Here is a 19,131-nt window from a genome sequence, read left to right as displayed (position 1 = left end):
CCGCTCGCCCGTGCGGCTGCCTATCCATGACCCATCGCCTGTTCGTTGCCATCAAGCCTCCGCCGCATGTGATCGACCGGCTGATAGACACGATGGAAGGCGTCGATAACGCCCGCTGGCAAAGCCAAGAGCAATTGCATCTGACCCTGCGCTTCGCAGGCGAAGTCGATACGCCATTGGCCAATGATCTGGCCGATGCGCTGGGGCAGATCCGCTCCCCTGCCTTTGATCTTGAGATGCGCGGTGTCGGCCATTTCGAGAAAAAGGGCAAACCGCACACATTATGGGCAGGGGTCGCGCATTCGCCAGCCTTGCTGACCCTGCAAAAAAGTGTCGAGAGCGCGTGCAGGTCGGCGGGGATCGCGCAGGAGAAGCGCGTGTTCGCACCCCATGTGACTCTGGCGCGATTGTCTGGCAGCGCGGGGGCGATCGCGCCTTTTCTGGTCGAGCACGCCGCCCTGCGCACTGACACCTTCAGAGTCGAACGGTTCTTTTTGTATGAAAGCACTTTGACGCCAAAGGGGTCGCAATACGATCCGGTTGTGGCCTATCCGCTGCGCTAAACCGTCAGCGCACGGGCGCCCCTGTCGCCCAACCAGCGCGCATTTGTGTTCCAGACGCGGCTGATCACTGCCTCGTCCAGCGCCTGTTCGGGGACTTCATCGGCCACGATCCGACCTTGATCGAGAACGATCACCCTGTCGGCATGGTTCATCGCCATGGCCAGATCGTGCATCACCACGGCAACGCCTTTGCCACGCGACGCTTGCAGGCGCAGCAAGCCAGCCAGATCGCGGGCGTGCCCGATGTCGAGGCTGGCGAATGGTTCGTCGGCAAGGATGAAGCGCGGCTCGCCAGCCAGAACCCGCGCCATCATGGCCCGCGCCCTTTCACCCCCCGACAATTGCGAAACAGGCCGGTCGACCAGGTCGTCCAGTTGCATATCGGCGATCGCGTTTGAAATCGCGGCGTCGTCCGCTTTGCGCATCGCCCGCGCCGGCCTGCCCGGTACGGCCCGCCACGGCAAGCGGCCCAGCCCGGCCAAAGTGCGAACGCTGACGTCCCACGCCGCTTCGGCCTGCTGCGGCAGGAACCCGATGGTCCGTGCCCGTTCGCGCGGCGCGAGCGAGGGCAGCGGCCTGCCGTCCAGCGACACCCCGCCTCCGGCTGGATCGATCAGACCCGCCATGGCGGTCAACAGGCTAGACTTTCCAGCACCGTTAGGACCGCAAATGGCCAGCAATTGACCCGCTTCGAGCGTGCATCGGGCATCCCTCAGCACCATTTGCGCACCGCGCCGGACGCAAAGAAGTCGTGCCTCGATCATCAGGCCAAACCTCGTCGCAGCCGCAACAGCAAGCCAAGGAAAAACGGTGCGCCCAGTAACGACAGGGCGATTCCCAGCCGCAATTCGCCTGCCATCGGAAGCACGCGGCAAACTGTATCGGCCAGCAGCACCAGCAAGGCCCCGGCCAGTGCGCCCGGCACCAGCAGGCTCGACGGACGGCGATCGGTAAAGGGGCGCACCATATGCGGCACCATCAACCCGACGAAGCCGACGATCCCCGCAACCGCCACGCCAGCCCCGATGGTCAGGCCAATGCCGGCAACGATGGCCCATTGCAGCCGACGAGCCTCGACACCCAGCGACAGCGCGGCTTCTTCGCCCAGCATCATCGCATCGAGCGACGGGCCGCAGAGATAGAGCACCACTAGCCCCGTCAGGGTCAAAGGCGCGGCGATCCATACGTCGGCCCAGCTCCGGTCGGTCAACGCGCCCATCAGCCAAGTCACGATTTCCGACATGGCAAACGGATTGGGCGACAGGCTGATCGCAAGGCTGGTCAGCGTACCCGCAAGGCTGGCGATCATCAGCCCTGCCAAAGTGAACAGCGCGATTCCGCCGGTACGCCCCGCGATCACCGCCAACAGCGCCATCGCCCCCGCCGCTCCCGCCAAGGCAAAGGCCGGAAGGGTGAATGGCACGGCGGCAATCCCCAGAAACAGCGCCATCACCGCGCCAAATGCCGCCCCCGGCGCGATGCCGAACAGGCCCGGATCGGCCAGCGGGTTGCGCAAATAGCCCTGCATCGCCGCCCCTGCGCCGCCCAGACCCGCGCCGATGACCAGCGCCAATATCCCGCGTGGCAGGCGCAATTCGGCAAGGATGATCGCGGCATTGGGGACAGGATCGCTCCACGGCGCGATCCATATGCGCCCCGCCAGCAGGGATAAGGGCAAGGCCACCGCAAGCGTCGCCAGCAAACACGCATTGAGCCGGTTCATGGCGCCACCTCTGCGCGGATTTCGGTCAGCCGCGCCATCGCGAGCGGAATGGTCGGCCCGCCGCAATAAAGCAGCTTGGGGTCGAAATCGACGCGGCGCGTATCGTGCAATGCGTTCAGGGCCGGATGGCGCAGCTTGCGGTTCTCTTCGCCGCCCTTTCCAGCCGCGATGATCAGCGGAGGCGGATCGGCCAACACTTGCTCCAGCGGCAGGATTGCGCCCTGTCCAAGACCGCGCCCCGCGCTCCAGTTGGTAAAGCCCGCACGGGTCAGAAGATCGCTGATCAGCACGCCTTCGCCCGGCACCAGACCGCCCGATTGCCAGACCAGCGCGGGAACCGGATCGACATTGCCCTGAATAGTCAGGCTGGCTTCGATCCGCTGCACCAGGCGCTCTCCCGCCGCGACCTCTCCCGCCAGCGACGCCAGATCGCGGACCTGCGCGATGGCATCATCGACATTGGCGATCGAGCCGGTCTTCACCACACGAATGCCCATGCGCTGCAAAGCCTGTTCGGTCGCGGGGGGCAGAAACATGGCGGCGACCACGATATCGGGCCGTCGCGCAGCCACTTCCTCTGCATTGCCGGAAACGGCGGGAAAGCGGGCGGCAAGATCCGGCGGCATCGAGGACCCTGCCGGATCGTGGCTGTAATGCGAAATCGCGGCAAGATGACCGGGTGCGATTTCGGCCAGTATCGCATCGGTGCAGGGGTTGAGCGATACGATGACCGGCGCATCTTTCTGCTCATGCCGGGTGGCAGGCGCACAGGCGGACAGCATCGCTGCCCCCGCCCACACGACTGCCGCCCGAATCATCATCAGATTTTCACCCGCACCCCGCCATAGGCCGCTGCGCCGCCCGTATTATAGCCTGCGGTCGTCTCGTACCCCGTATCGAACAGGTTCTCGATCCGGCCGAAGATTTGCAGATTGTCACCCAGCGGCATGGCGGCGCGCAAATCCACCGTGACATAGCCGTCAAGCCGCGTGACGTTTCCGCGATCGTCGAAACTGTCGCCTACCATGCGCACGTCGCTGCCCAGCGCCAGCCCGACCGGCGATGTCCAGTCGATGCTGGCCGTCACCGCATCGCCGGGACGGCGGTTGAGGTCATTGCCTTCATAAGCACCACCTTCGGTCCGGTCCTCGGTTTCCAGATAGGAATAGACCAGGCCGAGGCGCAGATTGCTGTCGGGTCGCGCCGCCAGTTCCAGTTCCACGCCTTGCGCACGAGCCTTGCCGATATTGTAATAGACCGAATTGACGAGGTCGAAGTCGATCAACCCGGTGCTGTCGCGGCGATAGAGCGAGACGGAAGCAAAGAACGGCCCGTCGCGCTGCCCCTTTTCCAGCCCCAGATCATAGCCCTTGCTGCGTTCGGGGCTCAGTCCCTCGTCGCCGTAAAAGGAGTAGAGCTGGTAAAGCGTCGGTGCCTTGAACCCTTCGCCATAGGACGCGCGCAGCCGCAGCCCCGCGCCCAGTTCCAACGCGCCATTGGCCCCGAATGTCCATTCGTCTCCGAACAGCTCATGATCGTCATAGCGCACCCCGGCCGCCAGTTTCAGCGCCGCGCCGGTCCATGACAACTGGCCATGCCCGCTCGTCAGAGTCGTCGAACGGTCGCTGCCCGAATCCTCAAAGCTCATCCATTCGCGGTCAGCCCCGAAATCAACGCCGAGATTGCCGGCGATTGCATAGCGCCCGAACAATTCGGCGCGTTCCAGACGGCCTTTGGTTTCATAGGGATAATCGCCATAGCTTTCGCCCGTATAAAGCCGCGTCGTATCGGACATGGCATAGCCGCCGCGCAGGGTCAGCCTGTCACCGGTATAATCGGCACCGATGCGGCCCGAATATTCCTCGGTATCCTGAAGATCATCGGTATCGGCAAACGCATAAAGCGGCGCGGGATAGCCGTCCTGTTCCAGCCGCCCGTCGGCATAGCGACCATTGGCAGTCAGCGAAAAGCTGTCGGACAGGTTGAACCGGCCGCGACCGGTAAGCTGCCACTGGCGGAAACCGTCCTTTTCACTTCCGGTATCGGCCGCGCTGAATCCGTCGGAATCGTAAAAACTGCCGGTCAGTCCTGCCTCTACACGCCCGGTCACGATCCCGCCCGACAGCGTGGCATAGGCGGTGTCGAACGCGCCATATTCGGCACTGGCCGCAATGCCGCCGGTCTGCCGCGTGGTCAGGTTCATTACCCCGCCCATCGCATCCGACCCCCAGATCACCGAATTGGGGCCGCGCAGCAGTTCCACACGCTCGACATCGCCCGCCAGCATATTGGCGAAATCGAACCCGCCACCCGGCGCGCCCATATCGCCCACTTTCACTCCGTCGATCAGCACCAGCAATTGCTCTGCCCCCGCGCCGCGGACGCGCACGCCGGTAAAGCTGCCCGCTGGGCCATTGCGGCTTATCGTCACACCCGGCAGGCGTTGCAGTACGCGGGCAAGGTCAGGCCCCTGGATCGCCTGGATTTCGGGCAATTCGATGATGGTTACGGGCTGGCCGGTATCGTCGAGCGAGGTTTCAAGGCCCGTCGCGGTGACGGTAATCGCCTCTTCCGCAGCGGCAGGCGCGGAAATGGCAGCACCGGCGATGGCAGCACTGGCAATGGCAGCACTGGCAATGGCAGGGGTGGACACGGCAATACGGAAATAAGAAAGCATAAATCCTCCGACAAGAACGAATGTCGCTCCTGTCGGAAGACGCACGCGCGCCTATCCGATGCCTTCGGTACACCCCGCCCGCTGGCTCGAACGACCGTTACGGGCAGGTCTCCTGACTTTCCGGATCACCGCGTTCCGCCGGCCTTCCCGGCCCCTTTCGGGACCAGTGGCACGATTGGCGGACGCTCACCGGTTACAGTTGCGGGGGCAGTGCCGGTTTTGCCGTTTTACGCGCGTTTCATGCACGTCGCGGCGCACCGATCTTCCCTCTTAGGGCCAGACGCGCGACATAATCGTGCGGCCAGCCAACCCATAACGATGGCGCGCCGCTTAGCCACGAGCCGCGCACTTGGCAAGCGCGGCAAGACTAAACCTGCAATTTGCCGCGTTTATTGATATTGCGAACTCTTATCAAAGATAATCCGCCCGCCCTCTTTTTTGCCGGTTGCAATCACCTATTTCGGGGCCTACGGCACTTGCCCGAAACAGCGCCCATCTTCGTAAATTCTGGCGGGCGCACCCACGGGAAGAAGAAGAGGAAGAGAGTCGATGGCACGCAAGAAGATCGCCCTCATCGGTTCGGGCATGATCGGCGGCACGCTCGCCCATCTGGCCGCGAAGAAGGAACTGGGCGACATCGTCCTGTTCGACATTGCCGAAGGCATGCCGCAGGGCAAGGCTCTGGACCTGTCGCAATGCGGCCCGGTCGAGGGTTTCGACGCGAACATCACCGGCACCAATGACTATGCCGATATCGCAGGCGCAGACGTCATCATCGTCACCGCCGGCGTGCCGCGCAAGCCGGGGATGAGCCGCGACGACCTGCTGGGCATCAACCTCAAGGTCATGAAGTCGGTCGGCGAAGGCATCAAGGCCAACGCACCCGACGCTTTCGTCATCTGCATCACCAACCCGCTCGACGCGATGGTGTGGGCGCTGCGTGAATTCTCCGGCCTTCCGCACAACAAGGTCGTCGGCATGGCCGGCGTGCTCGACTCGGCGCGTTTCGCCACTTTCCTTGCTTGGGAATTCGGCGTTTCGGTGAAAGACGTGAACGCCTTCGTTCTTGGCGGCCACGGCGACACCATGGTGCCGGTCCTCTCCTACTCGACCATCAGCGGCATTCCAGTTGGCGACCTTGCCAAGATCAAGGGTGTCGATGCGGGCCGTCTGGACGAAATCGTGCAGCGTACCCGTTCGGGCGGCGGCGAGATCGTCGGCCTGCTCAAGACCGGTTCGGCCTATTACGCACCCGCGACCAGCGCGATCGCCATGGCCGAAGCCTATCTGGGCGACCAGAAGCGCATCCTGCCCTGCGCTGCCTATGTCGAAGGCAAATATGGCGTTGACGGCCTGTATGTCGGCGTCCCCGCCGTAATCGGTGCCGAGGGTATCGAGGACGTGGTCGAAATCGAACTTTCGGACGAAGAAGCCAAGAACCTCAAGGTCTCGGTCGATGCGGTCGAGGAACTGCTGGAAGCCTGCAAGGGCCTCGACGGCTCGCTGGCCTGATCGCGCCCATCCATTCTTTTCGGGCGATGCGCTGCGTCGCCCGCCCCTCCCTGCAAGGAGAGCGTTAAATGTCCATTCTCGTCGACAAGAATACCAAGGTCATTACTCAGGGCATGACCGGTGCCACCGGCACGTTCCACACCGAACAGGCGCTGGCCTATGGCACGCAGATGGTTGCGGGCGTGACCCCCGGCAAGGGCGGCACGACCCATATCGGACTGCCCAACTATGACACCGTAGCAGAGGCCAAGGCCGCGACCGGTGCCACCGCTTCGTGCATCTATGTTCCACCGCCGTTCGCTGCCGACTCGATCCTCGAAGCGATCGATGCCGAAATGGAACTGATCGTCGCCATTACCGAAGGCATCCCCGTGCTCGACATGGTGCGCGTAAAGCGCGCGCTGCAGGGTTCGAAGTCGCGCCTCATCGGTCCCAACTGCCCCGGCGTGCTGACGCCCGGCGAATGCAAGATCGGCATCATGCCCGGCTCCATCTTCAAGAAGGGCTCGGTCGGCGTCGTGTCGCGTTCGGGCACGCTCACCTATGAAGCGGTGTTCCAGACCTCGAACATCGGCCTTGGCCAGACCACCGCGGTCGGCATCGGGGGCGACCCGGTGAACGGCACCAATTTCATCGACGTACTCGAACTCTTCCTCGCTGATGACGAGACCAAGTCGATCATCATGATCGGCGAAATCGGCGGCTCGGCCGAGGAGGAAGCTGCGCAGTTCCTGAAGGACGAGGCCAAGAAGGGCCGCAAGAAGCCGATGGTCGGCTTTATCGCGGGCCGCACGGCTCCCCCGGGACGCCGCATGGGCCACGCGGGCGCCATCGTATCGGGCGGCCAGGGCGGCGCCGAAGACAAGATCGCTGCGATGGAAGAGGCTGGCATCCGTGTCTCGCCCTCGCCCTCGCTGCTGGGCGAAACGCTTGACGGGCTCCTCAAGGAACTCGCCTGACCTGATCCGCTGAGGCTTGCTTCCTTGGGGAGGAGGAAGCGGGCCAAGGCACCCGAATTTCAAGCCCCGCACCATTTGCGGGCAACCACGGAAGAAACCCATGGGCAAAGAGCATCAGACCTTCCTTCCCGAACTGGAGCCCGATGTGGCCCAGCCCGGACCGTCGTGGCAGCGCAAGAGCTGGCCACTGACGGGCGCGGACGGCTTCGACGATTTGACGCAGGCGCTCGATCCCACGGGGATGAAGGCGGCGTTGAAGGAAGCGGCCAAGAAAAAGGGCGCGCCGATCGACGAAAAGGCGATCGAGGCGGCTGCCGACGATTCGGTGCGCGCCATGATGCTGATCCGCACCTATCGCGTGCGTGGCCATATGGCGGCGGAACTCGACCCGCTGGGCCTGTCGCATCGTGAATTGCCCAAGGATCTCACGCCCGAATGGCACGGGTTCGGCCCGAACGATCTTGATCGCAAGATCTATATCGGCGGCAATCTCGGTCTTGAGTGGACGACCGTGCGCGAGCTGGTCGAGATTTTGCGCGCGAATTACTGCGGCAAGGTCGGCCTTGAATATATGCACATCGCCGATGTGGAAGAGCGCCGCTTCCTGCAGGAACGCATGGAAGGCGCCGACAAGTCGATCGACTTCACCATCATGGGCAAGAAGGCGATCCTTGGCGCGGTCATCCGCGGCGAGCAGTACGAAAAGTTCCTCGCCAAGAAATATGTCGGCACCAAGCGTTTCGGCCTCGACGGCGGCGAAGCGATGATTCCAGCACTGGAATCGGTGATCAAATACGGCGGCGCCATGGGCGTGCGCGAAATCGTCTATGGCATGGCCCACCGCGGCCGCCTCAACGTCCTCGCCAATGTGATGGGCAAGCCGTACAAGGTCATCTTTCACGAATTTTCAGGCGGCTCAGCCAATCCCGAAGACGTGGGCGGTTCGGGCGATGTGAAATACCACCTCGGCACCAGCACCGACCGCGAATTCGACGGGGTAAAGGTGCATATGAGCCTTGTGCCCAACCCATCGCACCTCGAAGCGGTCGACCCTGTCGTTCTGGGCAAGGTTCGCGCGCAACAGCAGTTCCGCGACGATATCGGCGAAGGCAAGCATCAGCAGGTCCTACCCGTACTGATCCATGGCGACGCGGCCTTTGCGGGACAAGGGATCGTGTGGGAATGCCTCGGCTTTTCGGGCATTCGCGGTTACAATACCGGCGGTTGCATCCATTTCGTGATCAACAACCAGATCGGTTTCACGACCAGCCCGCAATTCGCGCGCTCTTCACCTTACCCGTCGGATGTGGCCAAGGGCGTTCAGGCACCGATCCTGCACGTCAATGGCGACGATCCCGAGGCGGTCACCTTCTGCTGCAAGCTGGCCATCGAATATCGCCAGCGTTTCGGTCGCGATATCGTGATCGACATGTGGTGCTATCGCCGCTTTGGCCATAACGAGGGCGACGAGCCCAGCTTTACCCAGCCGTTGATGTACAAGCAGATCCGCAAGCACCCCGGTGTCAGCGCGCTCTATGCCCAGCGACTTGAAGAAGAAGGCGTGATCGAGCCCGGCTATCTGAAGGGGCAGGAAGACGCCTTTCACCACGAGCTGGAAGAAGAGTTCGAGGCGGGCAAGAGCTATAAGGCGAACGAGGCCGACTGGTTCGGCGGTCGCTGGACCGGCCTTAACAAGCCGGCAGACCCCGAAACCGCGCGTCGCAACCTGACCACAGGTATTGAACCGAAGCTGTTCGACAGCCTTGGTCGGACCCTCACCACCGTTCCCGACGATGTGAAGATCCACAAGACGCTGAACCGCGTTCTGGATGCCAAGCGCCAGATGTTCGCCGATGGCGAAGGTTTTGACTGGGCCACGGCCGAGGCGCTGGGCTTCGGTTCGCTGCTGGCAGAGGGCTTTGCCGTCCGTCTTTCGGGGCAGGATTCGGGTCGCGGCACGTTTTCACAGCGCCACGCCGTATGGGTCGATCAGGAAACCGAGCAGAAATATATTCCGCTCTGCCATGTGCCGCATGGCCATTTCGAAGTCTATGACAGCCCGCTCTCCGAATATGGCGTGCTGGGTTTTGAATATGGCTATGCTTTGGCCGATCCCAAATCGCTGGTTCTGTGGGAAGCGCAGTTCGGCGATTTCGGCAATGGCGCGCAGATCATGATCGACCAGTTCATCGCAGCCGGCGAAGCCAAATGGCTGCGCGCAAACGGCCTCGTGATGCTGCTGCCGCACGGCTACGAAGGTCAGGGGCCAGAACACTCCTCTGCCCGTCTGGAACGTTTCCTGCAGCTTTGCGCGGGCGATAATATCCAGGTCTGCAACATCACCACGCCTGCGAACTATTTCCATGTTCTGCGCCGCCAGATGCTTCGCAGCTTCCGCAAGCCGCTGGTGATCATGACGCCCAAGTCGTTGCTGCGTCATCCGATGGCGAAATCGGCCAAGGAAGACTTCCTGGGCGAATCGCACTTTCGCCGGATCGTATCGGACACCACCGATATTCCCGACGAGAAGGTCGAACGTCTGGTGCTGTGTTCGGGCAAGGTCGCCTATGACCTGATCGAAGCGCGTGACAAGGCGGGGCTGGACAATACCAGCATCGTCCGGATCGAGCAGATCTATCCGTTCCCGGGCGAACCGCTTGCCCTGCGCATGAGCCGGATGAAGAACCTGAAAAAGGTCGTCTGGTGTCAGGAAGAACCGCGCAACAATGGCGCCTGGTTCTTCGTCGAAAGTCAGATCGAACAAGCACTGGCCGAAGCCGAGGCATCCGTTTCGCGTCCGCGTTATGCGGGCCGCGAACCGGCGGCATCGCCCGCAACGGGCCTTGCCTCTCGCCATGTCGCGCAGCAGCAGGCGCTGGTCGCCGATGCGCTCGGCCTGTCGATCGAAGACATGATCGCCGCGGACAAGAAATGAGCCCCAGCCCCAGCCCCAGTTTCTGAGGCCGAAGAAATACCGTAAAGGACATTGGAATGAGCACCGAAGTCAAGGTCCCCGTACTGGGCGAATCGATCACCGAAGCGACCGTCGGCGAATGGCTGAAGCAGCCCGGGGAAGCCGTTGCCGCGGACGAGCCGATCTGCAGCCTTGAAACCGACAAGGTCGCGGTTGACGTAAACTCGCCCGTCGCTGGGGTGATGGGCGAACATCTGGTGGCCGAAGGCGATAACGTCGAAGTCGGCGCGCTAATCGCCACGATCGAGGAAGGTTCGGGCACTGCCGCCAAGCCTGCCGCCAAGGCAGATGCCGCGCCTGCCGCTTCCCCCGCCCCCACTGCTGCTCCGGCAGCAGAACCGGCTGGCGAGGGCGATGCGGTCGTTCTCTCTCCCGCCGTGCGCCGTGCGGTGCTGGAACACGGGATCGACCCTGCGACCATCAAGGGCACCGGCAAGGATGGTCGCCTGACCAAGGAAGACGTGCTGGCCGCAGCCAAGGCAAAGAAAGATGCGCCCGCCGCATCGACCAGCGCCCCTGCCCCCGCCGCTGCACCTTCAGCCGGACGCAATGTCGAGCGCGTGAAGATGACGCGCCTTCGCCAGACCATCGCGAAACGCCTGAAAAGCGCGCAGGACACGGCCGCGCTACTGACCACTTTCAACGATGTCGACATGACCGCCGTCATGGAAACGCGTGCGAAGTACAAGGATCTGTTTGCCAAGAAGCACGACGTGCGCCTGGGCTTCATGGGCTTTTTCACCAAGGCAGCTTGCCTTGCGCTGAAGGATGTTCCCGCCGTCAACGCACAGATGGAAGGGGATGAAATCCTCTACCACGACTATGTCGACGTGTCGGTCGCCGTGTCGGCTCCCAACGGGCTGGTCGTTCCTGTCCTGCGCGATGCAGACAAGAAGAGCTTTGCCCAGATCGAAAAGGACATCGCCGATTTCGGTGCCCGCGCCAAGGACGGCACGCTGACGATGGAAGACATGAAGGGCGGTACCTTCACCATTTCCAACGGCGGCGTGTTCGGATCGCTGATGTCGACCCCGATCATCAACCCTCCGCAGAGCGCCGTGCTGGGCCTCCACCGGATCGAGGATCGCCCTGTCGCCATTAACGGCAAAGTCGAGATCCGGCCGATGATGTATATCGCATTGTCATACGACCATCGTATCATTGACGGGCGTGAGGCTGTGACCGCACTCAAGATCATCAAGGAAGCGATCGAGGATCCGACGCGCCTGCTGATCGACCTTTGAGAGCCAGACGACAAAAGAGACTGAAATCATGGCTGAAACTGACTTCGACGTAATCGTCATCGGCGCCGGACCCGGCGGATATGTGGCTGCGATCCGCGCCGCCCAGCTGGGTCTGAAAACCGCCTGTGTCGAAAGCCGCGAGACTTTGGGCGGCACCTGCCTCAACGTCGGCTGCATCCCGTCCAAGGCGCTGCTGCACGGATCGGAACTGTTCGAGGAAGCGGCACACGGCACGATGGCCAAGTTCGGCGTGATCGCGAAGGATGTTTCGCTCGATCTCGACACGCTGATGGGCGAGAAATCGGCCGCCGTGAAGGACCTGACTGGTGGGATCGAGTTCCTGTTCAAGAAGAACAAGGTCACCTGGCTGAAGGGCAAGGGCAGCTTTGTCGATGCCAGCACCGTTAAGGTCGACGGCAAGGACTATACCGCCAAGGACATCGTCATCGCGACCGGCTCGTCGGTCACGCCCCTCCCCGGGGTCGAGGTGGACAATGACGGCGGCGTGATCGTCGATTCCACCGGCGCGCTGAAACTGGCCAAGGTGCCCGAACACATGGTCGTCATCGGCGGCGGCGTGATCGGTCTGGAACTGGGCAGCGTATGGCGCCGGCTTGGCGCGAAGGTGACCGTGGTCGAATTCCTCGACAAGCTGCTTCCCGGCATGGACGACGATATCCGCAAGGAAGCCGGCAAGATCTTCAAGAAGCAGGGCATGGAGCTCAAGCTTTCGACCAAGGTCACCGGTGCCGAGGTCAAGGGCGGGAAAGCCAACCTGACGATTGAACCCGCAGCAGGCGGTGATGCCGAAACGATCGAGGCGGACGCCGTTCTTGTCGCAATCGGACGCAGGCCGAATACCGATGGGTTGAACCTTGACGCCATAGGGCTTGAAACCAACCAGCGCGGCCAGATCGAAATCGACCACGATTTCGCCACCAAGGTCGAAGGTGTCTGGGCCATCGGCGATTGCGTCCCCGGACCGATGCTCGCGCATAAGGCCGAAGACGAAGGTCTGGCCGTAGCGGAAAACATCGCTGGCGAAGTTGGCATCGTGAACCATGCCGTGATCCCCGGCGTCGTGTATACGATGCCCGAATTTGCAGGCGTTGGCCTGACCGAGGCTGCCGCCAAGGAAGCCGGTCACAGCGTGAAATCGTTCAAATTTCCCATGATGGCCAACAGCCGCGCAAAGACCAATCGCGAGCCCGACGGTTTCGTGAAGGTCATCGCCGATGCCGAAACCGATCGCGTGCTGGGCGCATGGATGATCGCCAGCGTTGCCGGCACGATGGTGGCGCAGGTCGCGCAAGCCATGGAGTTCGGGGCGACCAGCGAGGACATCGCCTATACCTGCCACGCGCACCCGACCCATTCGGAAGCAATCAAGGAAGCGGCGATGGGCATCAAGGGCCTTCCCATTCACATCTGATCGCGATCACCAGAGGCGGGTATGTTCCCGCCTCGCCGCTTGACGAACAAGCCTCCGCGCGCCGACACGGAACGCGGAGGCTTTTTGTTTCCGCACATCTTTTGCCGGACGATTGTCCCAGCTCAGAATGGGAGGTTCCAACGTGGGTCAGGCCGCGATCATGCGCCGCTTTGCCAAATGGCATATCTGGCTGGGATGGCTGGCTGGCGTCCCGCTGGTGATGTGGACATTGACCGGTCTGGTCATGGTTGCCCGCCCGATCGAGGAAGTGCGCGGCAATCATTTGCGGATCGGGCATGAAAGCGAAGCGTTGCCCGCTCTGGACCTGACCTCCGCCATGACGGCGCTAAAGAATCTGCCCGCGCCTGCGACCGAATTATCCGTCGTCATGGCCGGTAAAGACCCCGTTATGATCGTGCAGCTTTCCGATGGAAGCATCGCGCGCTTTTCCGCTGCCGACGGCAGGCAACTTCCGCAAATCTCTGAAAAACAAGCCCGCGCTACCGTAGCGCAGGACATAGCAGGCGGCGATCAGGTCTCGGCCGTCACCGCGTTTCCGGCCAGCGATCCGCCGTTCGATTTCCGAAATCCGGTGTCCGTGTGGCAAGTTGCACTGCACGATGGCACCCATATCTATGTCAACCGCGACACCGGCCGGATCGCCGCAGTCCGCACGCGTTGGTGGCGGGTGTTCGATTTTATGTGGGGTCTGCATATCATGGACCTGCAAACGCGCGAAGATACGCACCATCCCGTGCTCATCCTGTTCGCAATCATAGGTTTTATCATGAGCGTCATCGGCTGCGTGCTGATGTTCCGCCGCCGCAAGACCCGGGTGAGCGCATGATCACCCCCGTTGCCGCGTTGGAACTGGTCGGGGTCGCAGTTTTCGCGGTGTCGGGCGCATTGGTCGCCACGCGCTTGCGCCAAACTTTCGTCACGGCTTGCTTTTTCGCTTTGGTCACGGGAGTCGGCGGCGGCTCTCTGCGCGATCTTTTGCTGGGCATCAGGGCAGAGTGGCTGGGCGACAGGCTGGTGGCGCTGGTCATCCTGCTCTCGGCGCTGGCCGTATGGTTCACGCCGGGGCGCTGGTGGCGCGAACGCGTGCTGGAATGGGCTGATGCGGCAGGGCTAGCCGCCTTTGCCGCGCTGGGGACGGCCAAGGCAGTCGAATATGGCGTTCAGCCCCTGCCCGCCATCGTTCTAGGCGTAATTTCGGGCTGCGTCGGCGGGATCGTGCGCGATGTTCTGGCGGGCATACCGTCGATCATCATGCGGCCCGAGCTTTACGTCACGGCCGCCGCGCTGGCGGCTTCGGTTTCGCTGATTGCGCTCGGCCTCGGCATGCCGCGCCTTCCCGCGCTATTGCTGGCAAGCGCAGCAGGATTTGGCCTGAGGGGTGCAGCGATGATCTGGAAAATAGAGTTGCCGGCCTATGCGCGCGGGATTGCCGGCGATCAGCACGATTCCGAGCGTCACTGATGTCGGGTCCGGACTACTTCGCCAGGGCGACAACCGTTCCGTTGGAAGTCTGATAGCGATCGTCGCTTTCGCCGCGCTGCCAATCCTGCTCTTCCGCAGCGCTCTGCCCGTTGTCACCGGCCTGCCAGTCATCGCCCTGCCAGTCATCGCCAGCATGGACATCGCCATTGCCGACAGGCCGGTCGGGTGTTCCCATACCCTGCCGTGCCCGCGCATTGGCATAATAATCGTCGCCCTGCTGGCCATAGGACGAGGTTTGCCGACCGCTTCCGCTCCAGCCATAGCTTTCGCTGCCCCCGACGTTCAAATCGCGGATCTTGCCCGCATCGTCGATCTCGCAGCGATATTGCCCGCCATCACGCAGACCGCCCTGCACGGTCCAGCCCTGCCCGCTACGTGTTGCATCATCGACGGTTGCCACACGGTCCTGCCGCTCCACCTCTGCCACGCAGCGGTCTATGGCCCCCTGAATGCCGCCGCCTGCCGCTGAACCCGCCGCAGGGGCGGATCGGTAGCGATCGTCGGGATAGGCGTTTCCATTATCGGGATATGGCCCGTTCTGCGGATAGGACCGATCCTCCGGATATGGATAACGTTCGCGGTATTCGTCGCGCTGCTTGTCCTTGTCATTGGCGATGGCACTGGCCACGGCCGCAATGCCGCCGATCAGAAGGATGCCCGCAATCACATCACCGGCATCGATATTATCGTCATAGCGTCCATGACCATGGCCGTGACCGCGATAGCGGCGACCACGGTCCCAGCCCGCCTGATTGCCTGTGGCAAGTACGGAAAGGGTTGGCCCCTCCACATCGACCGCGGTCTGCATGACGGTGGCCTGCGCAGGCAGGGCCAGTCCGGTCGCGGCCAGCATGGCAGGCGCGGATACGAGCCAGTGAAATGTCTTCATCGATCGAGCCCTCTCATCAACCGCACCCTCCCCACGAAGGCGCCCCCGGTCAGGGGCCCGCCCGATTGATCGCAGTTCGAGCGGGCAGATTGTCGCAGGCAGACTACACCCTGTCACTTGACGGAGCCTGAACCGCGACATTTGTCGCAAATATTCGCCCTATCAGCGCAAACCGCGAATGCCGCTATAGTCCAGATCACGAACGCCGCGACCATCGACCTTGCAGGAGAACTTGCCGCTGTCCCAACCGCGCATGGAATTGTTCCAACCGCGATAGTCATTATCCCAGCCACGCCCATAGCGTCCGCCGCGATAGCCACTATCGACCGCGATGCGGCCTTTGATTTTATAGCCATAGCTCTTGCGGTCGACGTCGCGGATATCGGTCACTTTGACGCGCCCGTAACCGGCGCGATAGGCGCGCTGTTCGGCCGCACGGATGCAGCGTTCCACCGCCCCGCGCGAACTCATCCCGCGATAGTCACGGTCATAATAGCGGCGGTCGCGGTCACGGTAATTGTAACGGTCGTCACGACCGTCGAACGCACCCGCCACGGCAGCGATACCACCGATGATCAGCGCGCCTGCGAAAATGTCACCGCCATCGATGCCGTTGTCGCGATCATGCGGCCGTGCAAAGGCGGGGCTAATTCCCGCGACGGTCATTGCGCCCGCCGCCGCCGTTCCGACGATGGCTTTGGATAGAGCTTTCATGGCTTGCGATCCTTTCATCCGGTCGGGCCCATCCAACCGGTTGAAACGCAAGATGCATGACGGGCGATGATGGCGCGCTGAACCTTGACGTCAGCGCTCGTTCATTTTTTGCGACGCTCTGATGAACTTGGCACTCTTTAGGGTGCAAAGCTGATAGAAAAAGGGCGCCGGCAGGATACCCGCCGACGCCCTTTTCAATACATCAGACCGAAGCCGAGGCCGATCAGGCGTCCTCGTATCCGTCCTCGTCACTCATCACGGGGCCGCTGTCCTGGCCCTTGGCTTCAACGTCGCGATCGACCAGTTCGATGATCGCAACCGGTGCCGCGTCCGAAGCGCGAATGCCTGCCTTGATGATGCGGGTGTAACCGCCCTCACGATCGGCATAACGCTCTGCCAGAACGTCGAACAGCTTGGTCAGTTGCGCATCGTCGAGCAGGCGGCTGTGCGCCAGACGACGGTTCGACAGGCCGCCACGCTTTGCCAGCGTGATCAGCTTTTCGACATAGGGACGCAGTTCGCGCGCCTTGGGCGTGGTGGTCTTGATCTGCTCGTGCTTGATCAGAGCCGCGGCCATGTTGCGAAGCATCGCATTACGGTGGCCGGTCTTACGCTGGAGCTTACGCCCCGACATCTTGTGACGCATAATTCATTCCTTCGTTCGTAGGGGGGCCGTATGAGGTACCCCGATCCAGGCTGATTAAGGTCCAGCCCGATACCCGGTCTCCCGCCCCGGCCGTCGCCAGGGCGGGAAGCTCTTAACCGAGAAGCTCTTGTTCCAGCTTCTTGGCCATTTCCTCGATATTCTCGGGCGGCCAGCCCGGGATATCCATGCCAAGGCGCAGACCCATCGACGACAGGACTTCCTTGATTTCGTTCAGCGACTTGCGGCCGAAGTTCGGAGTGCGGAGCATTTCCGCCTCGGTCTTCTGCACCAGATCGCCGATATAGATGATGTTGTCGTTCTTGAGGCAGTTGGCCGAACGCACCGACAGTTCCAGCTCGTCCACCTTCTTGAGGAGGTAACGGTTGAGCTGGTTCGCATCCGATTCCTCGGGGGCGGCAGCCGCCGCGCCAGCGGTCTGCGGAGCGCCCTGCGGGATACCGTCCTCGAAGTGCACGAACAGGGCCAGCTGGTCCTGAAGGATGCGGGCGGCATAGGCCACCGCGTCTTCGGGCGTCACGGTGCCGTCGGTTTCGACAGTCAGCGAAAGCTTGTCGTAGTCCAGTTCCTGACCGACGCGTGCATTTTCAACCTTGTAGCTGACCTGGCGAACCGGCGAATACAACGAGTCGACGGGGATCAGACCGATCGGCGCATCGGCCGGACGGTTGGCCACGGCGGGGCTGTAACCCTTGCCGGTGTCCGCAGTCAGTTCCATGTTGAGCGTGGCGCCATCATCGAGATGGCAGATCACGAGGTCCTTGTTCATCACCTCGATATCGCCCGACACCTGAATGTCGCCCGCAGTCACTTCGGCGGGGCCGGTGACGGACAGATTCAGGCGCTTCACGCCCTCGCCTTCCATCTTCAGCGCAACCTGTTTGACGTTCAGAACGATGTCGGTGATGTCTTCACGAACACCGGCCAGCGACGAGAATTCGTGCAGCACGTTGTCGATCTTGATCGAGGTGATCGCAGCACCCTGCAGCGACGACAGCAGCACACGGCGCAGCGCATTGCCGAGCGTAAGGCCGAAGCCACGCTCCAGAGGCTCGGCCACGAAGGTCGCACGACGCTTGGCGTCGCCCTGCCCCTTGATCTCGAGATTGTTGGGTTTCTTCAGTTCCTGCCAGTTCTTCATATTGACGGACATGGGCTTCCCCTGGGGTTTGTTCTTGGGTGGCCATAACCGCGTGAGGGCGCGGCATGAGCCTTGGGCAGGCGGACAGACGGGGCGTGGATCCTACGCCCCGCCAGCCGTATCAGACGCGACGACGCTTGGACGGACGCACGCCGTTGTGCGGGATCGGGGTCACGTCGCGGATCGAGGTGATGGTGAAGCCCACCGCCTGCAGAGCGCGCAGAGCGCTTTCGCGACCCGAACCCGGGCCCTTTACTTCGACTTCCAGGGTGCGGACGCCATGTTCGGCGGCCTTCTTGCCGGCATCGTCAGCAGCGACCTGGGCAGCATAAGGGGTCGACTTGCGGCTACCCTTGAAGCCCATCATGCCCGCCGAGGACCAGCTGATCGCATTGCCCTGCGCGTCGGTGATGGTGATCATCGTGTTGTTGAAGCTGGCGTTCACATGCGCGACGCCGCTGGAGATGTTTTTGCGCTCGCGCCGCTTAATGCGCTGAGGTTCGCGTGCCATTGTCTCGTATCCTGATCTAGTGGAAGAAATTCGCTACCAAGGGTAGTGAATTACTTCTTCTTGCCGGCGATCGGCTTGGCCTTGCCCTTGCGGGTACGGGCGTTGGTATGGGTGCGCTGACCGCGAACGGGCAGCCCCTTGCGGTGACGCAGGCCGCGATAGCAGGCCAGGTCCATCAGGCGCTTGATGTTCATCGCGGTTTCGCGGCGAAGGTCGCCTTCGACCACATATTCAGCGTCGATCGCTTCGCGGATCTGCAGCACTTCGGCGTCGGTCAGGTCCTGCACGCGGCGGGTGTGATCAATGCCGAGCTTGTCGGCGATGTCGACGGCCGATTTCGAACCGATACCGTGAATATAGGTAAGCGCCACGATAACGCGCTTGTTGGTGGGGATGTTCACCCCGGCAATACGAGCCACAAAATTCTCCTGCTCCACAGGGGTTGCGCGGTTTCCGCACCAGTGCGGATCACGGCCCCTATCTCATCGCGTATCGCTTGAATTTGAATGACGAATTGCCTGAACGGCAAAAAGCCCGGATAGAACGCGCAAACACGCGATCCGGCCGGACCACTGTCATTTAAAGACGAGCGAGGGGCGCGCTTACGCAGATTCGCCGGTTATGT

The 19,131-nt window shown here is 62.3% G+C and carries 18 protein-coding genes and 1 riboswitch; of the genes, 8 read left to right on the top strand and 10 right to left on the bottom strand.

Features of this window, described 5'->3' with window-relative positions:
* The first annotated feature begins 26 nt into the window (after nt 1-26).
* Nucleotides 27-563 (top strand): RNA 2',3'-cyclic phosphodiesterase, encoded by a 537-nt coding sequence (gene thpR, locus LOZ77_RS03520; RefSeq protein ID WP_230280817.1) that lies wholly within the window; start codon nt 27-29, stop codon nt 561-563.
* Here thpR and LOZ77_RS03515 read toward each other — a convergent pair.
* The 4 genes from LOZ77_RS03515 to LOZ77_RS03500 are packed head-to-tail and all read right to left on the bottom strand — an operon-like array spanning nt 560 to nt 4,963.
* Complete coding sequence (locus LOZ77_RS03515; RefSeq protein WP_230280816.1) at nt 560-1,327, bottom strand: ABC transporter ATP-binding protein; 768 nt, start codon at nt 1,325-1,327, stop codon at nt 560-562. The two genes, thpR and LOZ77_RS03515, sit on opposite strands and share 4 nt — an antisense overlap.
* Complete coding sequence (locus tag LOZ77_RS03510) at nt 1,327-2,286, bottom strand: iron ABC transporter permease (protein WP_230280815.1); 960 nt, start codon at nt 2,284-2,286, stop codon at nt 1,327-1,329. Before LOZ77_RS03510 ends, LOZ77_RS03515 begins: the two co-directional genes overlap by 1 nt.
* Nucleotides 2,283-3,107, bottom strand: coding sequence for an ABC transporter substrate-binding protein (locus tag LOZ77_RS03505; RefSeq protein ID WP_230280814.1), 825 nt, complete (start codon nt 3,105-3,107; stop codon nt 2,283-2,285). The genes LOZ77_RS03510 and LOZ77_RS03505 overlap by 4 nt, the downstream gene beginning before the upstream one ends.
* Nucleotides 3,107-4,963 (bottom strand): TonB-dependent siderophore receptor, encoded by a 1,857-nt coding sequence (locus LOZ77_RS03500; RefSeq protein ID WP_230280813.1) that lies wholly within the window; start codon nt 4,961-4,963, stop codon nt 3,107-3,109. The genes LOZ77_RS03505 and LOZ77_RS03500 overlap by 1 nt, the downstream gene beginning before the upstream one ends.
* Nucleotides 4,964-5,047: 84 nt before the next feature.
* A riboswitch (cobalamin riboswitch) is annotated at nt 5,048-5,292 on the bottom strand.
* Between the two features lie 220 nt (nt 5,293-5,512).
* Between LOZ77_RS03500 and mdh the strand changes: the two genes are divergently transcribed.
* The 7 genes from mdh (at nt 5,513) to LOZ77_RS03465 (ending at nt 14,566) form a co-directional block, all read left to right on the top strand.
* Nucleotides 5,513-6,475, top strand: coding sequence for a malate dehydrogenase (gene mdh, locus LOZ77_RS03495; protein WP_230280812.1), 963 nt, complete (start codon nt 5,513-5,515; stop codon nt 6,473-6,475).
* Nucleotides 6,476-6,543: 68 nt separating this feature from the next.
* A complete protein-coding gene (gene sucD, locus LOZ77_RS03490; RefSeq protein WP_230280811.1) occupies nt 6,544-7,434 on the top strand; it encodes a succinate--CoA ligase subunit alpha in 891 nt (296 codons plus the stop codon).
* A 100-nt stretch (nt 7,435-7,534) separates the two neighbouring features.
* Nucleotides 7,535-10,369 (top strand): 2-oxoglutarate dehydrogenase E1 component, encoded by a 2,835-nt coding sequence (locus LOZ77_RS03485; RefSeq protein ID WP_230280810.1) that lies wholly within the window; start codon nt 7,535-7,537, stop codon nt 10,367-10,369.
* Nucleotides 10,370-10,425: 56 nt separating this feature from the next.
* Entirely contained in the window at nt 10,426-11,652 is a 1,227-nt protein-coding gene (odhB, locus tag LOZ77_RS03480; RefSeq protein ID WP_230280809.1) for a 2-oxoglutarate dehydrogenase complex dihydrolipoyllysine-residue succinyltransferase, read from the top strand.
* A 28-nt stretch (nt 11,653-11,680) separates the two neighbouring features.
* The gene (gene lpdA / locus LOZ77_RS03475; protein WP_230280808.1) at nt 11,681-13,084 is read left to right on the top strand and encodes a dihydrolipoyl dehydrogenase; all 1,404 of its coding nucleotides are present in this window, start codon (nt 11,681-11,683) and stop codon (nt 13,082-13,084) included.
* 127 nt (nt 13,085-13,211) lie between these two features.
* Nucleotides 13,212-13,931, top strand: a complete 720-nt coding sequence (locus LOZ77_RS03470) for a PepSY-associated TM helix domain-containing protein (protein ID WP_230280807.1) — start codon at nt 13,212-13,214, stop codon at nt 13,929-13,931.
* Nucleotides 13,928-14,566: a trimeric intracellular cation channel family protein gene (locus LOZ77_RS03465; RefSeq protein WP_230280806.1), complete on the top strand. Its 639-nt coding sequence runs from the start codon at nt 13,928-13,930 to the stop codon at nt 14,564-14,566. Before LOZ77_RS03470 ends, LOZ77_RS03465 begins: the two co-directional genes overlap by 4 nt.
* 13 nt (nt 14,567-14,579) lie before the next feature.
* Here the strand turns inward: LOZ77_RS03465 and LOZ77_RS03460 are convergent, their stop codons facing one another.
* From LOZ77_RS03460 to rpsM, 6 genes are all read right to left on the bottom strand, one after another.
* Nucleotides 14,580-15,476, bottom strand: a complete 897-nt coding sequence (locus tag LOZ77_RS03460) for a hypothetical protein (protein WP_230280805.1) — start codon at nt 15,474-15,476, stop codon at nt 14,580-14,582.
* Nucleotides 15,477-15,638: 162 nt separating this feature from the next.
* Complete coding sequence (locus LOZ77_RS03455; RefSeq protein WP_230280804.1) at nt 15,639-16,190, bottom strand: hypothetical protein; 552 nt, start codon at nt 16,188-16,190, stop codon at nt 15,639-15,641.
* Between the two features lie 223 nt (nt 16,191-16,413).
* Nucleotides 16,414-16,836, bottom strand: coding sequence for a 50S ribosomal protein L17 (rplQ, locus tag LOZ77_RS03450; RefSeq protein ID WP_230280803.1), 423 nt, complete (start codon nt 16,834-16,836; stop codon nt 16,414-16,416).
* 112 nt (nt 16,837-16,948) lie between these two features.
* Nucleotides 16,949-18,007, bottom strand: coding sequence for a DNA-directed RNA polymerase subunit alpha (locus LOZ77_RS03445; RefSeq protein ID WP_230280802.1), 1,059 nt, complete (start codon nt 18,005-18,007; stop codon nt 16,949-16,951).
* 109 nt (nt 18,008-18,116) lie between these two features.
* Entirely contained in the window at nt 18,117-18,506 is a 390-nt protein-coding gene (rpsK, locus tag LOZ77_RS03440) for a 30S ribosomal protein S11 (RefSeq protein WP_057884041.1), read from the bottom strand.
* A gap of 50 nt (nt 18,507-18,556) precedes the next feature.
* A complete protein-coding gene (gene rpsM / locus LOZ77_RS03435; protein WP_230281759.1) occupies nt 18,557-18,925 on the bottom strand; it encodes a 30S ribosomal protein S13 in 369 nt (122 codons plus the stop codon).
* Nucleotides 18,926-19,131: the final 206 nt, after the last annotated feature.

Origin of the sequence: Croceicoccus sp. Ery15 (assembly GCF_020985305.1) — a bacterium.
Taxonomy (GTDB): domain Bacteria; phylum Pseudomonadota; class Alphaproteobacteria; order Sphingomonadales; family Sphingomonadaceae; genus Croceicoccus.
The sequence above is the reverse complement of the archived record's forward strand: the minus strand, read 5'-3'. Positions and strand labels throughout refer to the sequence as shown.

Bases quoted from the DNA above. Each gene is read 5' to 3' on its own strand.
- LOZ77_RS03510 (WP_230280815.1), bottom strand. From the start codon at position 2,286: ATGAACCGGCTCAATGCGTGTTTGCTGGCGACGCTTGCGGTGGCCTTG.
- LOZ77_RS03460 (WP_230280805.1), bottom strand. From the start codon at position 15,476: ATGAAGACATTTCACTGGCTCGTATCCGCGCCTGCCATGCTGGCCGCG.
- LOZ77_RS03485 (WP_230280810.1), top strand. From the start codon at position 7,535: ATGGGCAAAGAGCATCAGACCTTCCTTCCCGAACTGGAGCCCGATGTG.
- rplQ (WP_230280803.1), bottom strand. From the start codon at position 16,836: ATGCGTCACAAGATGTCGGGGCGTAAGCTCCAGCGTAAGACCGGCCAC.
- LOZ77_RS03515 (WP_230280816.1), bottom strand. From the start codon at position 1,327: ATGATCGAGGCACGACTTCTTTGCGTCCGGCGCGGTGCGCAAATGGTG.
- LOZ77_RS03505 (WP_230280814.1), bottom strand. From the start codon at position 3,107: ATGATGATTCGGGCGGCAGTCGTGTGGGCGGGGGCAGCGATGCTGTCC.
- LOZ77_RS03470 (WP_230280807.1), top strand. From the start codon at position 13,212: ATGGGAGGTTCCAACGTGGGTCAGGCCGCGATCATGCGCCGCTTTGCC.
- LOZ77_RS03445 (WP_230280802.1), bottom strand. From the start codon at position 18,007: ATGTCCGTCAATATGAAGAACTGGCAGGAACTGAAGAAACCCAACAAT.
- LOZ77_RS03465 (WP_230280806.1), top strand. From the start codon at position 13,928: ATGATCACCCCCGTTGCCGCGTTGGAACTGGTCGGGGTCGCAGTTTTC.
- mdh (WP_230280812.1), top strand. From the start codon at position 5,513: ATGGCACGCAAGAAGATCGCCCTCATCGGTTCGGGCATGATCGGCGGC.
- odhB (WP_230280809.1), top strand. From the start codon at position 10,426: ATGAGCACCGAAGTCAAGGTCCCCGTACTGGGCGAATCGATCACCGAA.
- lpdA (WP_230280808.1), top strand. From the start codon at position 11,681: ATGGCTGAAACTGACTTCGACGTAATCGTCATCGGCGCCGGACCCGGC.
- LOZ77_RS03455 (WP_230280804.1), bottom strand. From the start codon at position 16,190: ATGAAAGCTCTATCCAAAGCCATCGTCGGAACGGCGGCGGCGGGCGCA.
- sucD (WP_230280811.1), top strand. From the start codon at position 6,544: ATGTCCATTCTCGTCGACAAGAATACCAAGGTCATTACTCAGGGCATG.
- thpR (WP_230280817.1), top strand. From the start codon at position 27: ATGACCCATCGCCTGTTCGTTGCCATCAAGCCTCCGCCGCATGTGATC.
- LOZ77_RS03500 (WP_230280813.1), bottom strand. From the start codon at position 4,963: ATGCTTTCTTATTTCCGTATTGCCGTGTCCACCCCTGCCATTGCCAGT.
- rpsK (WP_057884041.1), bottom strand. From the start codon at position 18,506: ATGGCACGCGAACCTCAGCGCATTAAGCGGCGCGAGCGCAAAAACATC.